Origin of the sequence: Flavobacterium hercynium (assembly GCF_002217285.1) — a bacterium.
GTDB lineage: Bacteria > Bacteroidota > Bacteroidia > Flavobacteriales > Flavobacteriaceae > Flavobacterium > Flavobacterium hercynium.
The window spans coordinates 24,910-47,195 of sequence record NZ_MUGW01000054.1; the positions used below are offsets into that span (position 1 = coordinate 24,910).

Here is a 22,286-nt window from a genome sequence, read left to right on the forward strand (position 1 = left end):
TTATAGATATTTTAATTGTCTTTAGATCTTTAACAATGGCGCAAAATTGAAGAAATTTGTCAGCAAGCTAATGGGGTTCGAGAAACACTATGTGCAGTGGGGATTGGTTCTAATAGCGTTAGTTTTTTTTAGTAGTCTCCACAAACGCTAAGTTCATAAAATTTTTGCTCTTTAATAAAGTAGTTCATAGATATACACTTATCAATATCTATTGAACTCAAATATTCACTAGTCCATTTAAGTTTTCTGTTTTCTATGATTTCTTTCAAAACAAATTGTATAAAAATAACTTTTTCTTCCCTAATATATAAGCCTGAATATTGTCTAATATATTTGCTAAAATCAATATTTGATGTAATATATCTATTAGCGCGGATTTCTTTCTTATTTTGAATTTCAGTAATTATTTTTTCAAGATCGTAAATTTCTTTTTCAGTAGGTGTAAAACATTTCATATCACTTTTACCAGAAAAATATTCTTTAGAAATAATTACTCCAGAAAAATTCTCCGCCTTTATTACAGAAAAATTTTGCGCAAAACTAATTTGCACAATAAATAAGAATATCAATTTCAGCAGATTTTTCATAAAATCGTTTTTACCCCGGCTAATATAACAAATTTCAAATTTTATTTATGAATGTATAGAATTCTTAGAGTTCAATGAAAATAAGTAAAAAAAAGCTCTTATAAACCACACTATTTTAAACATTTTAATTCTTTGAAAATCTTTTATATGGATTCAAAAATTGAGCTTTAAAACCTATGTGTTTTTTAAATTGAACACTACTGTTAAGCTATTTTTTTGTTTGGTTCAAAAAAGTATCTTTGCACGTCGAAATTAAACTCCTATTAAAAATTAGAGATCTAATTAGAGACCTTTTAATTTTAACAATCATAAAAGCCTTGCTTTAGGCGTTTTTAGAACATGAATTACTTATCAGTAGAAAATATCTCGAAGTCGTTTGGCGAAAGAACCTTATTTGACAACATTTCTTTCGGAATCAACAAAGACCAAAAAATTGCTTTCATTGCCAAAAATGGTTCTGGAAAGACAACCATAATGAGCATTATCAATGGTTTAGAAGAGCCAGATACAGGTCAGGTTGTGTTAAGAAAAGGAATACGCATGGCGTTTCTTTCTCAGGACAATAACCTGCAAGAAGAGTTAACGATCGAAGAAAGTATTTTTGCTTCAGACAATGAAACGCTTAGAATTATTGCTGCCTACGAAAAAGCACTTGAAAACCCAAATGACGAAGAAGCGTATCAAAAAGCGTTTGACGGAATGGATCAGCACAATGCCTGGGATTTTGAGACACAATACAAGCAAATTCTGTTTAAACTAAAACTGGAAGATTTTAAACTTAAAGTAAAAAACCTTTCGGGTGGACAAAAAAAACGTCTTTCACTGGCGATCATTCTAATCAATCGTCCTGATTTATTAATCTTAGATGAGCCTACCAACCACTTGGATCTTGAAATGATCGAATGGCTGGAAAGTTATTTTGCTAAAGAAAACATTACGTTGTTTATGGTAACGCACGACCGTTTCTTTTTGGAGCGTGTTTGCAACGAAATCATCGAATTGGACAACGGAAAATTATACCAATACAAAGGAAACTATTCGTATTACCTTGAGAAAAAAGAAGAGCGTATTACCTCTGAAAATGCAAGTGTAGACAAAGCAAAAAATCTTTTTACCAAAGAATTAGAATGGATGCGCCGTCAGCCAAAAGCAAGAACGACTAAATCAAAATCCCGTCAGGATGATTTTTATGTAATTAAAGAAAAAGCACAAAGCCGTCGTCGTGAAAATAAAGTAGAACTTGAAATTAATATGGAACGTATGGGAAGCAAGATTATTGAGCTTCACAAAATTTCTAAAAAATTCAAGGATCATGTTATTATGGACAACTTTAGTTTCGATTTTCAGCGTGGAGAACGTATCGGAATTATTGGTAAAAACGGAACGGGAAAATCGACCTTCTTAAATCTTTTAACCGGAACGATTCCATTAGACAGCGGACGTGTGGTAAAAGGAGACACGATTAAAGTTGGCTATTACACACAAAGCGGAATCAATCCGAAACCAAATCAGCGTGTTATCGACATCATCAAAGAATACGGTGAATTTATTCCGCTGGCAAAAGGCAGAATGATTTCGGCATCGCAATTGCTGGAGCGTTTTCTTTTTGATGCGAAAAAACAATACGATTTCGTAGAAAAATTAAGTGGTGGTGAATTAAAACGTTTGTATTTATGTACGGTTTTGATTCAGAATCCGAACTTCCTGATTCTGGATGAGCCTACGAACGATTTAGATATCGTAACTTTAAATGTTTTGGAAAGCTTCCTTTTGGACTATCCAGGCTGTTTACTTGTGGTATCGCACGACCGTTATTTTATGGATAAGATTGTAGATCACTTATTTATTTTTAGAGGAAACGGAGAAATCGAAAACTTCCCAGGAAACTATTCTGATTTCAGAGCATACGAAGACAGTGCCGATGTTGCTCAAAAAGAAGAAAACAAGGCTGAAAAGAAAGACTGGAAACAAAACAATCCGACTGGAAATCTAACGTTCAACGAGCAAAAAGAATATCAAAAACTGGAAAGAGAAATCAAAGATTTAGAAATCGACAAAACTAAAATCGAACAATTGTTTTCTGATGGAAAAGTGGCGGATGCTGATATTGAAAAGAAAGCAAACGAACTGCAAAACATCATTACTAAAATAGACCAAAAAGAAGAACGCTGGTTTGAACTAAGTGCAAAGATTGAAGGATAAGTCCTTTACGACACGAAAAACCTAATTTTACTTATATTTGAGACTTTAAAATTTAAACTTTATGAAATACATTTTAACTTCATTACTGGCTTTGACGCTTTTTATCTGTTGCAACAGCGATAAAGACAAAAAAACGGATTACACGGTTGAAAACGAAAAAGAAATTACAGACTACATTGCTAAAAACAAATTAGAGGCTGTAAGAACGGAAACTGGTTTGTATTACATCATCAACGAACCGGGAACAGGAGCACAACCAACTGCAACATCAAATGTTACTGTAGCATATACAGGATATTACACCAACGGAAAAATATTTGACCAAAGTAAAGCCGACGGTATTTCTTTTGGATTAGACCAAGTAATCAAAGGATGGACAGAAGGTATTCCGTATTTTAAAGAAGGTGGTAAAGGATCTTTATTAATTCCATCCCACTTAGGTTACGGAAGTTCTGATACAAACGGAATTCCTGGAGGTTCAGTACTTGTTTTTGATGTTAAATTACTTAAAGTAAACAATTAATAAATCAATATTATAAAAGCAAAAAACCACAACAGAATTTATTTTTGTTGTGGTTTTTGCTTTTAGTCTTAAAGCCGAAAGCTATAAAATCCATAAAGTATTCCTACCAGGGAATTGGATTATAATCTTTCAGGAATTTTCCGCACCAGTGTTTTCCTGTATTTATTCCGTCGAATAAAGGATCCATCACACGTGCCGCGCCATCGACAATATCCAATGGTGGCTGAAAATCTTCCAGCTCTTGTTTCTTTTTGGCCAATTCAGCAGGATCTTCGTCGGTTACCCAGCCTGTATCAACGGCATTCATAAAAATACCGTGTTTGGCTAAAGTTCCGGATGATGTATGCGTTAGCATGTTCAGCGCTGCCTTTGCCATATTGGTATGCGGGTGACGGTCTTCTTTGAAGAAACGATGAAACTTTCCTTCCATCGCTGAAACATTGATGATATGTTTTTGTCCGGTATTGTCTTTTTTCATGACTTCAGAAAGTCGGTTGCACAAAACAAAAGGCGCAACAGAATTCACCAACTGCACTTCGATCATTTCGGTAGTTTCAATTTGACCTAAACGCAAACGCCAACTGTTTGTTTTACGTAAATCGACTTGTTGCAAATCGGCATCGAGTTCACCTTCCGGAAAAACTTCATTGGCAACCAAAGCATTATCAAAAGAATACGGAATCTGAGACAATTGAGCCGAAGCACGTAAACCAATTCCCGGTTCAGGTCCGTGCCAGGTTACTGGCATATTTTCATTGGATGAAGCGCCGCTTGTCAGCATTTTCAATTCATCCAGACAATTTAAATGATCTAATAATAAATCTTGTGCCTGTTTGGGTAACGCGCTAATTGGCAATTCTTCATTCTGCATTAAATGAGAATAAAATCCGGCTGGACGTCGTACAGTTTGTGCCGCATTATTGATTAGAATGTCAAGACGCTCGTATTTTTGTTCAATAAAATTGCAAAAAATCTCAACACTCGGAATATGTCGTAAATCTAAACCGTGAATTTTTAAGCGATGCCCCCACTCCATAAAATCTTCTTCTTTGGCAAAACGCAAAGCTGAATCTACAGGGAAACGAGTTGTAGCGATTACAGTTGCTCCGCCACGTAGAAGCATTAAAGTGATGTGGTAACCAATTTTTAGACGGGAACCGGTAATTATAGCAACTTGCCCTTTTACATCTGCTGTCTGAAAACGTTTGGCATAATTAAAATCACCACAATCGGTACACATCGTATCATAGAAATGATGCATTTTATTAAACTCCGTTTTGCAGACATAACAATTTCTCGGTGTTTCTAATTCTAATTGTTCTTTACGAGCAAGATCGGCAGACGCTAATAATTTAGGAGCAACAAATACACTTGCTTCCCTCGCATACCGAATTCCGGTTTCTTTACGAGCCGTTTTATCTTTCTTTTCTTTTTTGCGTTTTGCAGCCTGCACACCGTCTTTTACTCTTCTGGAAAATTCATCTCTGTCCGGTCTCGAAAACATTCCGGCTTCTTTGATCAAAGCAATTCGCTGTTCTTTCGGGATATCAAAAATTTGATCTGTGTTAGCATTTAGTTGTGCTAAAATAGTAATGCATTTATTAATTTCTTCCGACGTTATGGTATTCTTAGTTTCAACTTCTTCCTTCAACATCATAAAATGTGTTACTATTTACTTAAGCGGCAAATATAGTCTTTTTTTAAAGTCTTAAAGTTGAAAAGTCGAAAGTCAAAAGTCATGTTAGTCGTAAAGTTGGAAAGTCGAAAGTCAAAAGATTAACGACAAAATTAGAAACGCTTTACAGACTTTTGACTTTATGACTTGCGACTTTTGACTAACATGACTTTCGACTTTATGACTTTATGCTTATCTTCGCGCCTACTTGTAAATATTGCTATGCTATTTCAAATAAAATCTTATTTAAAATTCCTTTGGAATTCAAAAAACGAGCACGCTGTACATTCGCCTTTTGTTTTTAATTTACTGACGAAGTGTTTTTACGACAAAAAATCGAAACCCGAATATTCGATTCTAAAGAAGTATCGACAATCGCTTTTAGAAAATAAAAATTTTATTGAAGTAACTGATTTTGGTGCCGGGTCAAGAGTTTTTAAATCGAATACCAGACAGATTTCGAAAATAGCAAAGACGGCAGGAATTTCTCCAAAAAGAGCGGAGTTATTATTTAGAGTTACAAATTATTTTCAGCCCGCAACTATTTTAGAAATAGGAACTTCATTAGGTCTTGCCACTTCTGCACTTGCTTTGGGAAACACCAATGCAAAAGTAATTACGCTTGAAGGTTGCCCGCAAACGGCAAATCAATGTCAATTGCAATTGGAAAAATTCAATTTAGATAATGTAAATGCTGTAACAACAGAATTCGAAAGTTACCTTGAAAACATTCAACTGAATCTGAAAACAGAGACTGAAAACTTTGATTTAATATATTTTGATGGCAATCATTCCAAAAAAGCAACTTTAGCCTATTTTGATCTTTTATTGCCCACTATTACAAATGATACCACTTGGATTTTTGACGATATTCATTGGTCACCAGAAATGGAAGAGACTTGGGAAATTATAAAAAACCATCCCAAAGTAAAAGTTACTATTGATACCTTTCAATGGGGATTCGTCTTTTTTAGACGCGAACAGGAAAAGGAACATTTTATTATTAGAGTATAAAAGCATATAACCAACAATATTTAAATAATATAAAAATGAAACAAACATTACTTTTTATTGTATTGTGTCTGGTTTTTTCCACCACAACACAAGCTCAATTTAGAACAAATGGTCGAGTTGAAGACTTAAATACAATGTCGGACGGCTTCAAACATTACATAGTAAGTGCATTAAATAAACCAACAAATTACGGAACAGTTTTAGGTCTTAGTTATATATCCAGCGGACAAGTAGGAGATTCTGATTGGAGAACGCAATTGGGTTTTGGTACAGAGAATGAGTTTTATTATCGTCAATCAACAAATACTGCAGGACAGGACTGGACTCCGTGGAAAAAAATATTTCATTCAGGAAATTTAAATAGCAGAGGTATCGATTTTAAAGCCAATCAAATAATAGCAAAAGAATTAGTCCTTTCAAATACAGAAACAAATGTAGTATTAACCTCTATAGGAAACTCCTATATCAATTCGGGCAATGTTGGAATAGGAACAGCAAATCCGCAAAACAAATTAGATGTAAAAGGTACTATTCGTTCACAGGAAGTAAAAGTCGAGTTAAATAACTGGCCTGACTTTGTTTTCAAAAAAGAGTATACATTACCAACACTTATAGAAGTTGAAAAGCACATCACCGAAAAAGGTCATTTAGAAAATATCCCCAGTGAAAAAGAAGTCCTGAAGAATGGTATTAATTTAGGAGAAATGGATGCTAAATTGCTTCAGAAAATTGAGGAATTAACTTTGTATGTTATTGAGTTAAACAAAAAAATTGAGATCCAAAACCAAGAGCTCGAAGGAATGAAGAAAAAGCTAGATTACAAATAAAAAACAGCACATAAAAAAAAAGGCAATCGTTACCGATTGCCATTTTTAGTTGTAAATTTAGTTTAGTGTCGCTTATTTTTTAGCAGCTTTATTTTCTTCTGATTTCGCTCCCATTCTGTTAAGCGTATACATTGGAGCAAATTTTAATTTTAAACCTGCAATTTTTCTATTGTCTTCAGATGTAAGTCCTTCTTTTTCAACTGTATTTTTACGGCTGTCAAGTGCTTCGTACATTAATTTGATTTCATCCCAGTCTTCACGAGAATAACTGTCTTTGTTGTTTTCTACTGTATGTACAAATTGTTGGTACACACTATGAATATTTTGAGCATTTACCCATGAAAAGCTCATATCGTCACCAATTTTTCCTTCACCAAAAAGAGCATTACGCAATTTTTGTTTTGGAGTTACAGGCGGCGCTAAAACAACAGCCATTTCATTTTTGAACTCTTCGTATTTGATTTTACTTTCGTTTATTTTTTCAGTTTCAGCTGCATTGTCTTTAATGTCAGCCAATGCCATTTGAGCATTTTCGGCTCTTCTGTCGTATTCTGCTTCAACATCTTTCCAATCTGCTTTCAGATCGTCTGCTTTCACATTTTTTACTGAATCTACGTACGCTACATAAGAATCTATTGTTTTCTTAGCGTTTTCTTGTTTTTCATCTTTACATGATGTAAAACCCAAAGCAATTAATGCAATACCTGATAAAATTTGTATATTTTTCATATTTCTGATTATTTAATATTAGATAACAAATATAGTTAAAAAATTGAATTAAAATAAAAAATCATTAAAAATTTAATACAAATAATAAATATAATTTAATAAAAATTAATAAATATGATAATTATGTAAAAACATTCCGCAATCATATAACATCATTTTGTTAGATTTAAAATATAATTAATAGGATTTCTTTTTAAACACCTTATACTGTAACAAAAATCAATTATTGACTACTGATTAATTATTGAAAAGTGTTTTGTACTTTTAAATCCAAAATTGTAAAACGAAATGGCAAATCCATTAATTAAAATAACCAACATTAAGCGAAATTTCGTTTTAGGTAATGAAATTGTATATGTCTTAAAAGGGGTCGATTTAGAAATAAACAAAGGTGAATATGTTGCCTTAATGGGACCTTCGGGATCCGGAAAATCTACTTTAATGAATTTATTGGGTTGCTTAGACACTCCTACTTCCGGAAATTACGTTTTAAACGGAAAAGATGTCAGCCAAATGAAAGACGATGAATTGGCGGGAATCCGAAACAAAGAAATAGGTTTCGTTTTTCAGACCTTTAATCTTTTACCCAGAACAACCGCTTTAGATAATGTTGCTTTACCTATGATATATGCCGGACATTCCAAATCAGATCGAAATGTACGTGCTGTAGAGGTTTTAAAACAAGTAAACCTTGCCGACAGAATGGATCACCAGCCGAACCAGCTTTCAGGAGGACAACGTCAGCGTGTTGCCATTGCCCGCGCTTTGGTCAACAAACCATCTATCATCTTAGCCGATGAGCCAACCGGAAACTTAGACAGTAAAACTTCTGTAGAAATCATGAAGCTTTTTGGCGATATTCACGCTCAGGGAAATACCGTAATTCTGGTAACCCACGAAGAAGATATCGCAGCCTACGCTCATCGTGTAATTCGTTTACGTGATGGTGTGATTGAGAGTGACACAACTAAGGAATTGTAGATTTTAGACTTTAGATTTTAGATTATTTTCCATTATGTAAGTTTTCTAGTGCTCACTTTAAAATCAGAAAACTAAAGTAAAAAAACTTAGTCCCTCAGTACCTTTGAACCTTTGAACCTTTAAAAAAAATGAAAGTATATACAAAAACAGGAGATAAAGGAACAACCGCTCTTTTTGGAGGTACGCGTGTTCCTAAAGATCATATTCGGATTGACAGTTACGGTACTGTTGATGAACTTAACTCTTATATAGGTCTTATTCGAGATCAGGAAATTAATACACATTATAAAACGATATTGATAGAAATTCAGGATCGCTTATTTACTGTAGGTGCAATTTTGGCCACTCCGGCAGAAAAAGAGGTATTAAAAAACGGAGAGCTTCGTTTAAAAAATCTGGGAATTATAGATTCTGATATTGAGTTATTAGAAAATGAAATTGATAAAATGGAGGAAAGTCTTCCACAAATGACTCATTTTGTGTTACCGGGCGGACACCCAACTGTGTCACATTGTCATATTGCACGTTGTATCTGCCGTCGTGCAGAACGTCTGGCAGTACATTTAAGCCATAATGAGAACGTTCCGGAAATAGCAATTCAATACTTAAACCGACTTTCTGACTACCTTTTTGTCTTGGCACGGAAGTTGTCTTCTGACTTACAAGCGGATGAAGTAAAATGGATTCCACGAAAGTGAAATTTTAGGTTTCAGACTTAAGATTTTAGATTATTCCGATTTCAAAAATCTAAAATCAACAATCTAAAATCTGCAATTTACAGAGACGTTCTTAAATTTTATTAAAATAAATCAAATTTTACTTGTCTTTTTCAGTAAAAAATTTATTTTTGCACAAACTAAACAGATAACAGATGTATTGGACATTAGAATTAGCATCTTATTTAAGTGATGCGCCATGGCCTGCTAACAAAGACGAACTTATTGACTACGCTATTAGAGCTGGTGCTCCATTAGAAGTAGTAGAGAACCTTCAATCGATTGAAGACGAAGGAGAGATATATGAATCAATGGAAGAAATTTGGCCTGATTATCCAACAGACGAAGATTATCTTTGGAATGAGGATGAATATTAAAAAATAAACCAAAGGAAAAAGTCTCATCACCGAGGCTTTTTTTTTGGTTCAAATACACATTTACATAAAATAGAAATACCATAAATCATGAGTTTCATAAACAGTATTATTAAAGTCTTTGTAGGTGATAAATCACAGAAAGATGTCAAAGCTTTACAGCCTTACTTAAATAAAATTAAAACATTCGAAACCAGCTTAATGAGTTTGTCTCACGACGAATTGAGAGCTAGAACCGTATATTTTAAACAAAAAATAAAAGACGCCAGAGCTGATAAAGATGCTAAAATTGCTTCGCTTAAAACAGAAGTAGAAACCATCGAAGACATCGATAAAAGAGAAGATCTTTATGATGCTATTGATGCTCTTGAAAAAGAAGCTTACGAAATTTCAGAAAAAACATTATTGGAAATCCTTCCGGAAGCTTTTTCTGTTGTTAAAGAAACAGCACGTCGTTTTAAAGACAATTCATTTATTGAAGTGTCTGCTACTGCTAAAGACCGCGAATTTTCAGCTTCAAAAGCATATATCACTTTAGAAGGAGACAAAGCAATCTGGGCAAACAAATGGAATGCTGCAGGGAAAGAAATTACCTGGGACATGATTCATTATGATGTACAGTTAATTGGTGGTATGGTTTTACACGAAGGTAAAGTAGCAGAGATGCAAACCGGAGAAGGTAAAACATTAGTAGCTACACTTCCACTTTACTTAAATGCATTAACTGGAAACGGAGTGCACTTAGTAACCGTGAATGACTACTTAGCAAAACGTGATAGTACATGGAAAGCACCTTTATTCGAATTTCACGGTTTAACTGTTGATTGTATCGATAATCACCAGCCAAGTACTGAACAAAGAAAAAAAGCATACGACGCTGATATCACTTACGGAACCAACAACGAATTTGGTTTTGACTACTTAAGAGATAACATGGCGCACTCGCCTAGCGATTTAGTTCAAAGAAAACACAATTATGCTATCGTCGATGAGGTCGATTCTGTATTAATTGATGATGCAAGAACACCACTTATTATTTCTGGTCCGGTTCCTCAGGGAGATCGTCATGAATTTAATGAGTTAAAACCAAAAATCGAAAACTTAGTAAGTCAACAACGTCAATTGGCAAATGGTTTCTTAGCAGAAGCTAAAAAATTAATCAAAGAAGGAAACACTAAAGAAGGTGGATTCTTGTTGTTGAGAGCTTACAGAAGTTTACCTAAAAATAAAGCATTAATTAAATTTTTGAGTGAAGAAGGAATTAAACAATTACTTCAAAAAACCGAAAATCAATACATGCAGGATAACAATCGCGAAATGCATAAAGTTGACGAAGCTTTGTATTTTGTAATTGAAGAAAAAAACAATCAGGTTGAATTAACAGACAATGGTATTCAATACCTTTCTGGAGATACTGATTCTGACTTTTTCGTACTTCCGGATATTGGAACTGAAATTGCAGCAATCGAAAAACAAAAATTAGACAAAGATGCTGAAGCAGAAGCAAGAGAAAGATTGTTTCAGGATTTTGGTGTAAAAAGCGAGCGTATTCATACTTTAACTCAACTTTTAAAAGCATATGCTTTATTTGAAAAAGATGTAGAATACGTGATCATGGACAATAAAATTATGATTGTCGATGAGCAAACAGGTCGTATCATGGATGGTCGTCGTTATTCTGACGGTTTACACCAGGCGATCGAAGCTAAAGAGAATGTAAAAATCGAAGCTGCAACTCAAACTTTTGCAACGGTTACTTTACAGAACTACTTTAGAATGTACAACAAATTAGGTGGTATGACGGGTACAGCGGTTACTGAAGCTGGTGAGTTATGGCAAATCTATAAATTAGACGTTGTTGAAATTCCAACCAACCGTGCTATTTCAAGACAAGACAAAGAAGATTATATCTACAAAACAACACGTGAGAAATTCAATGCTGTTATCGAAGATGTAACAGAATTATCTAAAGCAGGAAGACCAGTTTTGATTGGAACAACTTCTGTTGAGATTTCTGAATTATTAAGCCGAATGCTGAAAATGAGAGGCGTTACACATAACGTTTTGAATGCGAAAATGCACAAGCAGGAAGCTCAGATTGTAGAAGAAGCAGGTAAAGCCGGAGTTGTAACTATTGCAACAAACATGGCTGGTCGTGGTACCGATATCAAATTATCTCCAGAAGTAAAAGCTGCCGGAGGTTTAGCAATTGTGGGTACAGAGCGTCATGATTCGCGTCGTGTTGACAGACAGTTACGTGGTCGTGCAGGACGTCAGGGAGATCCGGGAAGTTCTCAGTTTTATGTTTCTCTTGAAGATAACTTAATGCGTTTATTTGGTTCTGAAAGAGTAGCTAAAGTAATGGACAGAATGGGATTACAGGAAGGTGAAGTTATTCAGCATTCTATGATGACTAAATCTATCGAACGTGCTCAGAAAAAAGTAGAAGAAAATAACTTTGGTGTTCGTAAACGTTTATTAGAATATGATGACGTTATGAATTCACAACGTGAAGTAGTATACAAACGTCGTCGTCACGCTTTATTTGGTGAGCGTTTGAAACTTGATATCGCTAACATGCTTTATGATACTTGCGAAGTTATCGTAAGTCAAAATAAAGTAACAAATGATTTTAAAGCTTTCGAATTTGATTTAATTCGTTATTTCGGAATCACTTCTCCAATTGCTGAATCAGATTTCACAAAATTAACTGATATCGAGATTACAGGAAAAGTATACAAAGAAGCTTTAGCATTCTATACAGAAAAAACAGAAAGAAGCGCAAGAGAAGCTTTCCCAATCATTAAAGGTGTTTTTGAAGAGCCAAACAATCATTTCGAAAGAATTGTAGTGCCATTTACAGATGGTATCAAAACTTTGAATGTTGTTACTGACTTGAAAAAAGCATACGATAGCGAAGGTTCACAATTAATTGCTGATTTCGAGAAAAACATCACGCTTTCTATTGTTGACGAAGCATGGAAGAAACACTTACGTAAAATGGACGAATTGAAACAATCTGTTCAATTGGCTGTTCACGAACAAAAAGATCCATTGCTTATTTACAAATTAGAAGCTTTTAATTTGTTTAGAGGAATGTTAGACAACGTAAACAAAGAAGTTATTTCTTTCTTATTCAAAGGTGACTTACCTGCTCAAAACGTTCCTGAAATTCACGAAGCAAGAGAAGTTCGTCAAAAAGAAAACTTCAAGTTAAGTAAAGACGAAGTGGTAAACAGCGAAGACATCAACCGTGAAGCTGGAGAAACACAACAACGTCAGGTTACTGAAACTATCGTTAGAGATATGCCAAAAATTAACAGAAATGATACTGTAACAGTTCAGGAAGTTGCTACAGGTAATACTGAAACAATGAAATTTAAAAAAGCAGAAACTTTAATCGCTTCTGGCGAATGGGTTTTAGTGAAATAATATTTTAAAAGACCTGCAAGGTTTTGAAAACCTTGCAGGAAAAACAAAAAAAAAACATTCGCTAAGCGAATGTTTTTTTTTGCATTTATTTTACTTCTATTTTATTTGGGATTTTCTTCATAATACCGAGCTTCAATTCGCTTTATATCTTTGATGGAGTTCTTAGCCCAGGCCAAACGTTTTTCGAGAATTTCTTCTTCTGTCAATTGCCATTTTACTTCAGAATCACGCAATCTGTTTGTCAGATCCTGGATAATGATTGCAGCAGAAACAGAAATGTTTAAACTCTCTGTAAAACCTACCATCGGAATTTTCAGAAATCCATCTGCCTTTTCCAGAATTTCTTCAGACAAACCGTCTCTTTCTGTTCCAAAAAACAAAGCACTTGGTTTTGTGATATCAAAATCTTCCAGCATACAATCGTTTTCATGCGGCGTTGTGGCTATAATTTGATATCCTTGTTCTTTTAGTGACGAAATACAATTGGTAACAGAATCATATTGATTGATGTCTACCCATTTTTGAGCGCCCATTGCAATTTCTTTATCAATTCGCTTTCCGTAGCGTTGTTCGATAATATTTAATTCCTGAATTCCAAAAACTTCACAGCTGCGCATTACAGCGCTCGTATTATGCATCTGAAAAACATCTTCTACAACAACCGTCAAATGCTTGGTACGCTTTCCGAGTACTTTTAAGAATTTTTCTTTACGGTTATCTGTCAATATATTTTCGAGAAAAGCAAGGTAATCTAAATCAATCATTTCAGTTTTATTTGTGACAAAAATACATTTTTCATCTTTCTTTTAAATTCCGCTAAAATAAACCCTATAGTTTTATAATACTAAAAAACTTTACTTAAATTCGTTCCTAAATGATTTAAAATGCAAAAGATTGAAATACAAAAAATAGCCCTTCGAGAAATTGAAGTACTAAAAAGACTGGGAAGACAAACCTTTACGGAAACTTTTGCGGAGGTAAATTCGGAAGAAAACATGCTGCATTATTTAGACGGGAAATTTTCTAATCAAAAATTGACGGCAGAATTATCGAATCCTAATTCTGAATTTTATTTTGCAAGACTTAACAATGAAGTTGTAGGTTACTTAAAAGTAAATTTTGGTGAAGCGCAAACAGAACTACAAGATCCACAAGGATTAGAAATAGAACGTATTTATGTACTGAAACAATTTCACGGTGCCAAAATTGGACAGCACCTTTATGAAAAAGCCGTAGACATTGCTAAAAAATCAAGTTTAAATTATATATGGCTTGGCGTTTGGGAAGAAAATCTAAGAGCACTAAGTTTCTACAAAAAGAATGGCTTTGTTGAATTTGACAAACACATTTTTAAATTAGGAAACGATGAACAAACTGATTTATTAATGAAACTAACATTGGAACAGCAATGAAAAAGAAATTAGTTGTATTAACGGGTGCCGGTATTAGTGCCGAAAGTGGCATTAAAACATTTCGCGACAGTGATGGTTTGTGGGAAGGTCATAATGTTATGGATGTGGCTACGCCGGAAGGCTGGCACAAAGATCAGGAATTGGTTCTGGATTTTTATAATAAAAGACGTCAACAGCTAAAAGAGGTACAACCGAATTTAGGACATCAGACTCTTGCTGAATTAGAAAAAGATTTTGATGTTTATATCATTACACAAAATGTCGACGATTTGCACGAAAGAGCCGGCAGTACGAATGTGTTGCATTTGCATGGAGAATTGCTAAAAGTACGAAGCGTGCGAAGCAAAAATCTAATTCTTGACTGGACAACTGATTTGCATACTGGCGATCTTGATGAAAACGGAAATCAGTTGCGCCCGCACATCGTTTGGTTTGGTGAAGAGGTTCCGGCTCTTGAAGATGCAATTACGATTACCGAAGCCGCAGATTATTTTGCAGTAATTGGTACTTCACTTCAAGTGTATCCGGCAGCAGGATTGATTTCGTATACACCATCCTCAACTCCTGTTTTTTACATAGATCCAAAACCGATTTCGATTCCAAATATCCGAAACAAAGTAGATGTGATTGCTAAAGTTGCTTCTGAGGGAGTTGCGATTTTAAAAGAACGTTTAAATTCGATTTAAAAACAACGAATTGAGCTTTTGAATGGCTTCTAATCCCTAAATTCTGTTTATATTTGTGCCTTTCGAAAAAAACAACATATACAAATGACTACTTTAAACGAATTGAATGCTATATCGCCAATTGACGGAAGATATAGAAGCAAAACCCTTTCATTAGCACCTTATTTCTCTGAAGAAGCTTTAATCAAATACCGTGTTCTGGTAGAAGTGGAATACTTTATTGCCTTGTGCGAAGTACCATTGCCTCAGCTTTCAGAGGTAAACTCCAATTTATTTGACAGCTTGAGAAACATTTATAAAAATTTCTCTACTGAAGATGCACTTTGGATCAAAGAAACAGAGAAGGTAACCAATCACGATGTTAAAGCGGTTGAGTATTTTATTAAAGATGCTTTTGAAAAATTAGGCTTGTCTCAATACAAAGAATTCATTCACTTCGGATTAACATCTCAGGATATAAACAATACGGCAATTCCACTTTCTACAAAAGAAGCTTTTGAGAATGTATATATGCCGGGTTTAATTGCTTTAATTTCAAAATTAAAAGAATTAAGCGTTGAATGGAAAGACATTCCAATGTTGGCACGTACGCACGGACAACCAGCTTCTCCTACTCGTTTGGGTAAAGAAATTTTGGTATTCGTAGAACGTTTAGAAGAGCAAATGCGTTTATTGTTTAATATTCCGTTTGCTGCTAAATTTGGTGGTGCGACAGGAAATTACAATGCACATCACGTTGCTTATCCGCAAATCGACTGGAAACAATTTGGAAACAAATTTGTAGAAAATGGTCTTGGGTTACACCACTCTTTTCCAACAACACAAATTGAACACTACGATCATTTTGCTGCTTTTTTCGATGCTTTAAAAAGAATCAATACGATTATCATCGATTTAGACCGTGATATCTGGACATACGTTTCGATGGATTATTTTAAACAAAAAATCAAAGCCGGAGAAATTGGATCTTCTGCAATGCCACATAAAGTAAACCCGATTGATTTTGAAAACTCTGAAGGAAACTTAGGAATTGCTAATGCTATTTTTGAGCATTTAGCAGCTAAATTACCTGTTTCGAGATTACAGCGTGATTTAACAGACAGTACTGTATTACGTAATATTGGTGTACCGATTGGTCATACAATTATTGCTTTTGAGGCTTCTTTGAAAGGTTTGAATAAATTACTATTGAACGAAGCTAAATTTGCTGAAGATTTAGAAAAAAACTGGGCTGTAGTGGCTGAAGCAATTCAGACAATCTTACGTCGTGAGGCTTATCCAAATCCGTACGAAGCTTTGAAAGGCTTAACAAGAACTAACGAAGCTATCGATAAAAAGGCAATTCATAATTTTATTGCTACTTTAGAAGTATCTGATGCTGTTAGAGCAGAATTAATGCAAATAACACCTGCAAATTATGTAGGTATTTAAATAAAATGCAAAATATTTTCTTAAAAAAAGCTATCTTTATCGATAGCTTTTTTTATTATCTATAAACCTACCAGGAATTAGCCCGGATTGAAATAGAAAGCCTTTTGCGATAAAAAACTTTATTTTTTTGCAAGAACAGAGCGACCAACGGAAGCTCCTGTAATTGCGTTAAAAATATGTTTTTTTGAGAAAAGCTTGAATGAAAAGCCGGATTAGCTTCTAAACAAAAAAATAACACATTATATGATCGCCTTAAGCGCCGCTGCAGAATCTACACACCATTTAGAACCTTTAATTAGCGATTTGGGATTAATCCTGATGACCGCCGGAATTGCTGTTTTATTATTTAAAAAAATGAAGCAACCTTTGGTTTTAGGCTATTTGATTGCAGGATTTTTAGCGGGAAACCATTTTGATTTTTTTCCTTCGATTACAGACATGAAAAGTGTCGAAGTCTGGGCTGAAATAGGTGTGATCTTTTTATTGTTTAGTTTGGGGCTCGAATTTAGTTTTAAAAAGCTTATGAAGGTCGGCGGAACTTCTTCGGTCACGGCAATCACTCAGATTGGTTTTATGATTTGTATTGGTTATTGTGTCGGACAATGGATGGGCTGGGGTAAAATGGATAGCATTTTCTTGGGCGCCACACTTTCGATTTCGTCTACGACTATTATAATTCGTGCCTTTGATGAACTGGGCGTAAAAGGAAAAAAGTTCGTTGGAATTGTATTTGGTGCTTTGATTGTCGAGGATATTGTAGCGATTTTAATGCTGGTTTTATTATCGACCATTGCGGTGAGCGATCAGGTTTCGGGAACTGAATTATTGCAATCTGTTTTGAAGCTGGTTTTCTTTTTAATTATTTGGTTTCTGGGCGGTATTTTTATTATTCCTACCATTCTTAAAAAAGCAAAACATCTTTTAACGGACGAAATGCTGCTTATTATTTCATTAGCCCTTTGTTTGATGATGGTTATGTTTGCGGCCAATGTTGGGTTCTCTCCTGCTCTTGGTGCTTTTATCATGGGATCTATTATTGCTGAAACTACTCAGGCTGAAAAGATTGAACACTTAATTCAACCGGTGAAAGATTTATTTGGTGCGGTGTTCTTTGTATCTGTGGGAATGTTAATCAATCCGGAAACATTGATCACGTATGCGCTTCCTGTTGCTCTTATTACCCTTTTAACGATTTTTGGAAAAGCTTTCAGTTCTTCGGTTGGAGCACTTTTATCAGGACAACCGCTTAAGCAATCCGTACAAACGGGAATGAGTCTGGCGCAAATTGGAGAATTCTCGTTTATCATTGCCACTTTAGGAATGACACTAAAGGTAACTAGCGACTTTTTATATCCAATAATCGTTGCTGTATCGGCTATTACAACTTTTACGACTCCATTTCTAATTAAATACTCCGATCCTTTCTCACAGTTTTTAGAGCGAAAGATGCCTAAAAAATGGGTTAAAAACATTAATCGATATAGTGTTAACGCGCAGGCTATTAAATCTGTAAGTACGTGGCAAATGGTATTACGATCATCGATTACTCAAATTATACTGCACACTATTATTATAACAGCAATCATTTTGCTATCGGCTAAGTTTGTAGCTCCGTTAGTAGCCGATACACGATTTGGAAACACTTTGGCGGCATTGCTTACTCTTGTAGCTATTGCTCCTTTTTTATGGGCGCTTTCGTTACGACGTGTCAAAGTAGACGAAGTTGAGGCACTTTGGGAAGAACGTAAATACAGAGGCGCACTATTAATGCTTATTTTGATCAGAATGAGCCTTGGACTGTTTTTTGTTGGTTTCTTATTGAATATTTTCTTCTCGCCTTTAGTGGCATTTGTAGCCTTGATTATCGCTATCGCGGCATACCAGATATTCCCTAAAAAATTAAACGATCAATATCATAAAATCGAAAATCACTTTTTGAAGAATTTTAATGATCGTGAAAACAAAAAAATCGACAGACGTTATGCTAATTTAATGCCTTGGGATGGTCACATGTCCTTTTTTGACATTCATAAAGAATCGAATCTGGTGGGTAAAACACTGGAAGAACTACGAATTCGTGAACAACTTGGTATTAACATTGCCTACATCAAAAGAGGTGAAATTACGATTCCTATCCCTACCAAAATGGAAAGATTATTTCCGGGTGACGAAATTTGTGTGATTGGTACGGATGCGCAGATTGCTGAATTTACAAAATACTTAGACCAAAACGAAATAGAGGACGCTAAGATCGTTGAAGAATCAGATATTGTATTGCGTCAACTTGAAGTTTCTCAGGAAGAGTTCATACAGAAAAGTATTGGTCAGTTTAGGACTAATACGAATGGTATGGTTGTGGGTATAGAACGAAATGGAAACCGAATTCTAAATCCGGAATCGCATTTGATTTTACAAAAAAATGATATTCTTTGGGTGGTTGGTGATAAAAAGAGAATGAACCAATTATTGAAAAAGACATAAGACTTTCTTGTCCTAAAAATAAAAGCCACAAATTAAATGATATAATTTGTGGCTTTCTTATTTGATTTACTTCGTTTTATTTATTTGGCTGAGGCGTCATTCTCAGGTATGGTTTTATTGCGGTGTGTCCTTTTGGGAATTTCGCTGGAATATCACTATCCGGAACTGCTGGTGTAATCACTACATCTTGTCCATCTTTCCAATTGGCTGGCGTTGCAACGCTATAATTGGCTGTTAACTGCAAACTGTCAATAACACGAAGCAATTCGTCAAAATTTCTTCCTGTTGATGCAGGATACGTCAAGGTTAGTTTGATCTTTTTATCAGCACCAATTACAAAAACAGAACGAACGGTAAATTTTTCGCTTGCATTTGGATGAAGCATATCGTATAATGTAGCGATCTTTTTATCTTCGTCTGCGATGATCGGAAAGTTTACTTCTGTATTTTGAGTTTCATTAATATCTTTGATCCATTCTTTGTGCGACTCTAAACCATCTACACTTAATGCAATAACTTTTGTATTTCTTTTAGAAAACTCAGGCACATAATTAGCAACTGTTCCCAATTCTGTTGTACAAACTGGAGTAAAATCTGCTGGATGCGAAAATAACACGCCCCATGAATCGCCAAGCCATTCGTGAAAGTTTATTGGTCCCTGGGTTGTTTCTGCATGAAAATCCGGTGCTATATCGCCTAATCTTAATGTTGACATAATTTATAGTTTTTAGTTCATCTAAAATTAGGCAAAAAAAGAACAAGGAAAACATTGCCTTTCATAAAAAAAATAAAAAAATACGGATAAAATTACTGTGGGGGCACATGTACAAAACAAACACGAATTTCACGAATTTGCACAAATTTTAACCGTTTAAAATAGTTTGAGAAATTAGTTTCACCAACGAATTAGTGGCAATTAGTGAAATTCGTGTTCAAAATTGATTTACATATTTACGTCCAGATGCAGCTCCTAATGTTTCTTTTGAATGTTAGGTAAAAAATAAGCCAGTACTCCAATTAATGGCAGGTAAGAACTTAACAGATACACATATTCGATACTTGTTTTATCGGCAACGTATCCTAAAATGGCAGATCCAAGACCTCCCATTCCAAAGGCGAAACCAAAAAACAAACCTGAAATCATTCCGACTTTTCCAGGCTTTAATTCTTGAGCAAATACCAAGATTGCTGAAAATGCCGATGCGATAATAACACCAATAATTACGGCTAAAATTCCTGTCCAGAATAAATTAGCATAAGGCAGTAAAAGAGTAAACGGAGCAGCTCCTAAAATAGAAAACCAAATGATATATTTTCTCCCAAAATGATCTCCTAATGGTCCGCCAATTAATGTTCCTGCCGCTACTGAAGCCAGAAAAATAAACAAATACAATTGTGAATCCTGTACTGACATAGAAAACTTACTGATAAGGTAAAAAGTAAAATAACTAGACATACTTGCCATGTAGAAGAATTTTGAAAATATCAAAAGCAACAACACGATAATAGAAATGGTAATTTTTCGGTTTGACAAAGGCACTATTTCATCATCCAAATTTGCTTTTTTAGCAGCTCTTAAACTCATGTGATTTTCATACCAAACTGCAATTCTGGATAAAATCATGATTCCCAGAACTCCTGCAATCACAAACCAGATTACGTACGATTGTCCATAAGGCGCCACAACAAGAGCAACCAATAAAGGCCCTACGGCACTACCGGCATTTCCGCCAAGCTGAAAAATAGATTGTGCCAATCCGCGTTTTCCACCAGAACCTAAAAAGGCTACACGTGATGCTTCAGGATGAAAAATAGAAGACCCTACTCCTACTAATGCTACTGAAATAAGTAACATCCAGAACGAAGTCGAAATCGACAATAGACCTAAACCAACAATAGTAAAAATCATGGCCACTACAAGCGAATATGGTTTTGGCTTTTTATCGGTATAGAAACCAACAAAAGGCTGAAGTAACGAAGCCGTTAATTGAAAAACAAACGTAATCAATCCGATTTGAGTAAAGCTTAAATTGAAATTCTGTTTTAGAATTGGATATGTAGAGGGAATTACGGATTGCATCAAGTCGTTTAACAGGTGAGCAAAAGCAATTGAAAATAGTACCGAATAAACTGTTTTTTGAGCAAAAGCACCACCATCAACTGCGGCAGTTTGTGTAGATGAATTCATAGTATTGTTCGAAAATTAAATAACAAAATTAAGTATAAAATACCAAACGGCGAGCGTTAGAAAAGAAATCGGAATTCCGAAACCAATCATCATACTGCTCAGTCTGGGCTTTAGTCCGTAAGTGGTTGCTAATATGGCTCCTGTAATCATCGGCGCCATAGCCATTTCCATGATTGTAACCTTTATAACTTCTGAATGTTGTTTTAAAATAAAAACATACACTACCAAAATAATAAAAGGAATGAGAATTAGTTTAAACAAAAGTCCAAGTCGTAAAAATTTCCAATGTTGGCTTCTTTTGTCAAAACGAAGCTGTAATCCCACTGACGATAAAGCTAATGGTGTGACAAAACTTCCTAATTGCAATAAATAAGATTGTAACGTTTCGTCAAAATCATACTTAAAAACATTCATGAGACACGCTACTACAAAAGTTAGGAATGGTGGAAAAAGAAATACTTTTTTTAGAATACTGGCAGCATCCGGACTTCCTTTTGAATAAAATGCAGCTACAAAAACACCTAAAGTAGAAACTACAACAAAGGTACCTGCCTGATCGACCAAAACGGCAGTTTTTAATCCGTCTTTTCCATACAAGGCTTCAATTATAGGATAACCAAGGAACGAGGTATTACTCAATCCGGCAGTCAGAATAAGACAGCCAATAAGTTTATTAGACCATCCTAACTTTCTTCCTAAAAAATGAAAGAAGGCAAAAGCCACCAAAAAGCTTATCCAACCTGCTCCCATTGGGAAAAGCAGTTCGGTACTCCATTTTACTTTTGGGATATAAAACAAAGTGATTGCCGGCAAGCATACATAGACAACAATTTTATTAATAGTCTTATAAATATCGGTTGGAAATTGTTTTACATGCTGCAAAATCAGCCCTAAAAACAAAAAGAAGAATATGATAACGAAGTTGTTCATAGCGAAGCATTAGAGACAAAAATAAGGATTTAAAAATTCTTTAGAAAGATTAATTTTTAGTTAAAATCTTTTTTGTTTGAAAAAAAGACATACATTTG

General features: G+C 34.7%; 19 protein-coding genes. 12 read left to right on the forward strand and 7 right to left on the reverse strand.

The window, feature by feature from the left end:
- Window positions 1–128 precede the first annotated feature (128 nt).
- Window positions 129–587: a hypothetical protein gene (locus tag B0A66_RS20045; RefSeq protein ID WP_089051637.1), complete on the reverse strand. Its 459-nt coding sequence runs from the start codon at window positions 585–587 to the stop codon at window positions 129–131.
- A 339-nt stretch (window positions 588–926) separates the two neighbouring features.
- On the opposite strand from B0A66_RS20045, the gene B0A66_RS20050 reads away from it, so the two are divergent.
- Both B0A66_RS20050 and B0A66_RS20055 read left to right on the forward strand, forming a co-directional pair.
- On the forward strand, window positions 927–2,789 hold the full coding sequence (locus tag B0A66_RS20050; RefSeq protein ID WP_089051638.1) for an ABC-F family ATP-binding cassette domain-containing protein: 1,863 nt from the start codon (window positions 927–929) through the stop codon (window positions 2,787–2,789).
- A 61-nt stretch (window positions 2,790–2,850) separates the two neighbouring features.
- A complete protein-coding gene (locus B0A66_RS20055) occupies window positions 2,851–3,312 on the forward strand; it encodes an FKBP-type peptidyl-prolyl cis-trans isomerase (protein WP_089051639.1) in 462 nt (153 codons plus the stop codon).
- A gap of 103 nt (window positions 3,313–3,415) precedes the next feature.
- On the opposite strand, the gene B0A66_RS20060 is transcribed toward B0A66_RS20055, so the two are convergent.
- A complete protein-coding gene (locus B0A66_RS20060; RefSeq protein WP_089051640.1) occupies window positions 3,416–4,966 on the reverse strand; it encodes an SDR family NAD(P)-dependent oxidoreductase in 1,551 nt (516 codons plus the stop codon).
- 243 nt (window positions 4,967–5,209) lie between these two features.
- On the opposite strand from B0A66_RS20060, the gene B0A66_RS20065 reads away from it, so the two are divergent.
- Both B0A66_RS20065 and B0A66_RS23170 read left to right on the forward strand, forming a co-directional pair.
- Window positions 5,210–6,001, forward strand: coding sequence for an O-methyltransferase (locus tag B0A66_RS20065; RefSeq protein ID WP_089051701.1), 792 nt, complete (start codon window positions 5,210–5,212; stop codon window positions 5,999–6,001).
- A gap of 35 nt (window positions 6,002–6,036) precedes the next feature.
- Window positions 6,037–6,828 (forward strand): hypothetical protein, encoded by a 792-nt coding sequence (locus tag B0A66_RS23170; protein ID WP_244283555.1) that lies wholly within the window; start codon window positions 6,037–6,039, stop codon window positions 6,826–6,828.
- Window positions 6,829–6,900: 72 nt separating this feature from the next.
- Here the strand turns inward: B0A66_RS23170 and B0A66_RS20075 are convergent, their stop codons facing one another.
- Window positions 6,901–7,557, reverse strand: coding sequence for a DUF6565 domain-containing protein (locus tag B0A66_RS20075; RefSeq protein WP_089051641.1), 657 nt, complete (start codon window positions 7,555–7,557; stop codon window positions 6,901–6,903).
- A 288-nt stretch (window positions 7,558–7,845) separates the two neighbouring features.
- On the opposite strand from B0A66_RS20075, the gene B0A66_RS20080 reads away from it, so the two are divergent.
- The 4 genes from B0A66_RS20080 (at window position 7,846) to secA (ending at window position 13,060) form a co-directional block, all read left to right on the forward strand.
- On the forward strand, window positions 7,846–8,538 hold the full coding sequence (locus B0A66_RS20080) for an ABC transporter ATP-binding protein (protein WP_089051642.1): 693 nt from the start codon (window positions 7,846–7,848) through the stop codon (window positions 8,536–8,538).
- A 128-nt stretch (window positions 8,539–8,666) separates the two neighbouring features.
- Window positions 8,667–9,236 (forward strand): cob(I)yrinic acid a,c-diamide adenosyltransferase, encoded by a 570-nt coding sequence (locus B0A66_RS20085; RefSeq protein WP_089051643.1) that lies wholly within the window; start codon window positions 8,667–8,669, stop codon window positions 9,234–9,236.
- 173 nt (window positions 9,237–9,409) lie between these two features.
- Window positions 9,410–9,631, forward strand: a complete 222-nt coding sequence (locus tag B0A66_RS20090; RefSeq protein WP_007138072.1) for a DUF2795 domain-containing protein — start codon at window positions 9,410–9,412, stop codon at window positions 9,629–9,631.
- An 87-nt stretch (window positions 9,632–9,718) separates the two neighbouring features.
- Complete coding sequence (secA, locus tag B0A66_RS20095) at window positions 9,719–13,060, forward strand: preprotein translocase subunit SecA (protein WP_089051644.1); 3,342 nt, start codon at window positions 9,719–9,721, stop codon at window positions 13,058–13,060.
- A gap of 101 nt (window positions 13,061–13,161) precedes the next feature.
- On the opposite strand, the gene B0A66_RS20100 is transcribed toward secA, so the two are convergent.
- Window positions 13,162–13,824 (reverse strand): TrmH family RNA methyltransferase, encoded by a 663-nt coding sequence (locus tag B0A66_RS20100; RefSeq protein WP_089051645.1) that lies wholly within the window; start codon window positions 13,822–13,824, stop codon window positions 13,162–13,164.
- A gap of 120 nt (window positions 13,825–13,944) precedes the next feature.
- Between B0A66_RS20100 and B0A66_RS20105 the strand changes: the two genes are divergently transcribed.
- The 4 genes from B0A66_RS20105 (at window position 13,945) to B0A66_RS20120 (ending at window position 19,070) form a co-directional block, all read left to right on the forward strand.
- A complete protein-coding gene (locus tag B0A66_RS20105; RefSeq protein ID WP_089051646.1) occupies window positions 13,945–14,472 on the forward strand; it encodes a GNAT family N-acetyltransferase in 528 nt (175 codons plus the stop codon).
- Window positions 14,469–15,158, forward strand: a complete 690-nt coding sequence (locus tag B0A66_RS20110; RefSeq protein WP_089051647.1) for an SIR2 family NAD-dependent protein deacylase — start codon at window positions 14,469–14,471, stop codon at window positions 15,156–15,158. The genes B0A66_RS20105 and B0A66_RS20110 overlap by 4 nt, the downstream gene beginning before the upstream one ends.
- 84 nt (window positions 15,159–15,242) lie before the next feature.
- On the forward strand, window positions 15,243–16,589 hold the full coding sequence (gene purB, locus B0A66_RS20115) for an adenylosuccinate lyase (protein ID WP_089051648.1): 1,347 nt from the start codon (window positions 15,243–15,245) through the stop codon (window positions 16,587–16,589).
- Between the two features lie 243 nt (window positions 16,590–16,832).
- Complete coding sequence (locus B0A66_RS20120; protein WP_089051649.1) at window positions 16,833–19,070, forward strand: cation:proton antiporter domain-containing protein; 2,238 nt, start codon at window positions 16,833–16,835, stop codon at window positions 19,068–19,070.
- Between the two features lie 76 nt (window positions 19,071–19,146).
- Here the strand turns inward: B0A66_RS20120 and B0A66_RS20125 are convergent, their stop codons facing one another.
- The 3 genes from B0A66_RS20125 to B0A66_RS20135 form a co-directional block, all read right to left on the reverse strand.
- Window positions 19,147–19,785, reverse strand: coding sequence for a peroxiredoxin (locus B0A66_RS20125; protein ID WP_089051650.1), 639 nt, complete (start codon window positions 19,783–19,785; stop codon window positions 19,147–19,149).
- Between the two features lie 255 nt (window positions 19,786–20,040).
- A complete protein-coding gene (locus B0A66_RS20130) occupies window positions 20,041–21,258 on the reverse strand; it encodes an MFS transporter (protein WP_089051651.1) in 1,218 nt (405 codons plus the stop codon).
- A gap of 15 nt (window positions 21,259–21,273) precedes the next feature.
- The gene (locus B0A66_RS20135) at window positions 21,274–22,188 is read right to left on the reverse strand and encodes an AEC family transporter (RefSeq protein ID WP_089051652.1); all 915 of its coding nucleotides are present in this window, start codon (window positions 22,186–22,188) and stop codon (window positions 21,274–21,276) included.
- Window positions 22,189–22,286: the final 98 nt, after the last annotated feature.

Coding starts and splice junctions, on each gene's coding strand:
- B0A66_RS20080 (WP_089051642.1), top strand. CDS start 7,846: ATGGCAAATCCATTAATTAAAATAACCAACATTAAGCGAAATTTCGTT.
- B0A66_RS20130 (WP_089051651.1), bottom strand. CDS start 21,258: ATGAATTCATCTACACAAACTGCCGCAGTTGATGGTGGTGCTTTTGCT.
- B0A66_RS20050 (WP_089051638.1), top strand. CDS start 927: ATGAATTACTTATCAGTAGAAAATATCTCGAAGTCGTTTGGCGAAAGA.
- B0A66_RS20100 (WP_089051645.1), bottom strand. CDS start 13,824: ATGATTGATTTAGATTACCTTGCTTTTCTCGAAAATATATTGACAGAT.
- purB (WP_089051648.1), top strand. CDS start 15,243: ATGACTACTTTAAACGAATTGAATGCTATATCGCCAATTGACGGAAGA.
- B0A66_RS20090 (WP_007138072.1), top strand. CDS start 9,410: ATGTATTGGACATTAGAATTAGCATCTTATTTAAGTGATGCGCCATGG.
- B0A66_RS20110 (WP_089051647.1), top strand. CDS start 14,469: ATGAAAAAGAAATTAGTTGTATTAACGGGTGCCGGTATTAGTGCCGAA.
- B0A66_RS20085 (WP_089051643.1), top strand. CDS start 8,667: ATGAAAGTATATACAAAAACAGGAGATAAAGGAACAACCGCTCTTTTT.
- B0A66_RS20045 (WP_089051637.1), bottom strand. CDS start 587: ATGAAAAATCTGCTGAAATTGATATTCTTATTTATTGTGCAAATTAGT.
- B0A66_RS20120 (WP_089051649.1), top strand. CDS start 16,833: ATGATCGCCTTAAGCGCCGCTGCAGAATCTACACACCATTTAGAACCT.
- B0A66_RS20105 (WP_089051646.1), top strand. CDS start 13,945: ATGCAAAAGATTGAAATACAAAAAATAGCCCTTCGAGAAATTGAAGTA.
- B0A66_RS20065 (WP_089051701.1), top strand. CDS start 5,210: ATGCTATTTCAAATAAAATCTTATTTAAAATTCCTTTGGAATTCAAAA.
- B0A66_RS20135 (WP_089051652.1), bottom strand. CDS start 22,188: ATGAACAACTTCGTTATCATATTCTTCTTTTTGTTTTTAGGGCTGATT.
- B0A66_RS23170 (WP_244283555.1), top strand. CDS start 6,037: ATGAAACAAACATTACTTTTTATTGTATTGTGTCTGGTTTTTTCCACC.
- B0A66_RS20075 (WP_089051641.1), bottom strand. CDS start 7,557: ATGAAAAATATACAAATTTTATCAGGTATTGCATTAATTGCTTTGGGT.
- B0A66_RS20125 (WP_089051650.1), bottom strand. CDS start 19,785: ATGTCAACATTAAGATTAGGCGATATAGCACCGGATTTTCATGCAGAA.
- B0A66_RS20060 (WP_089051640.1), bottom strand. CDS start 4,966: ATGTTGAAGGAAGAAGTTGAAACTAAGAATACCATAACGTCGGAAGAA.
- B0A66_RS20055 (WP_089051639.1), top strand. CDS start 2,851: ATGAAATACATTTTAACTTCATTACTGGCTTTGACGCTTTTTATCTGT.
- secA (WP_089051644.1), top strand. CDS start 9,719: ATGAGTTTCATAAACAGTATTATTAAAGTCTTTGTAGGTGATAAATCA.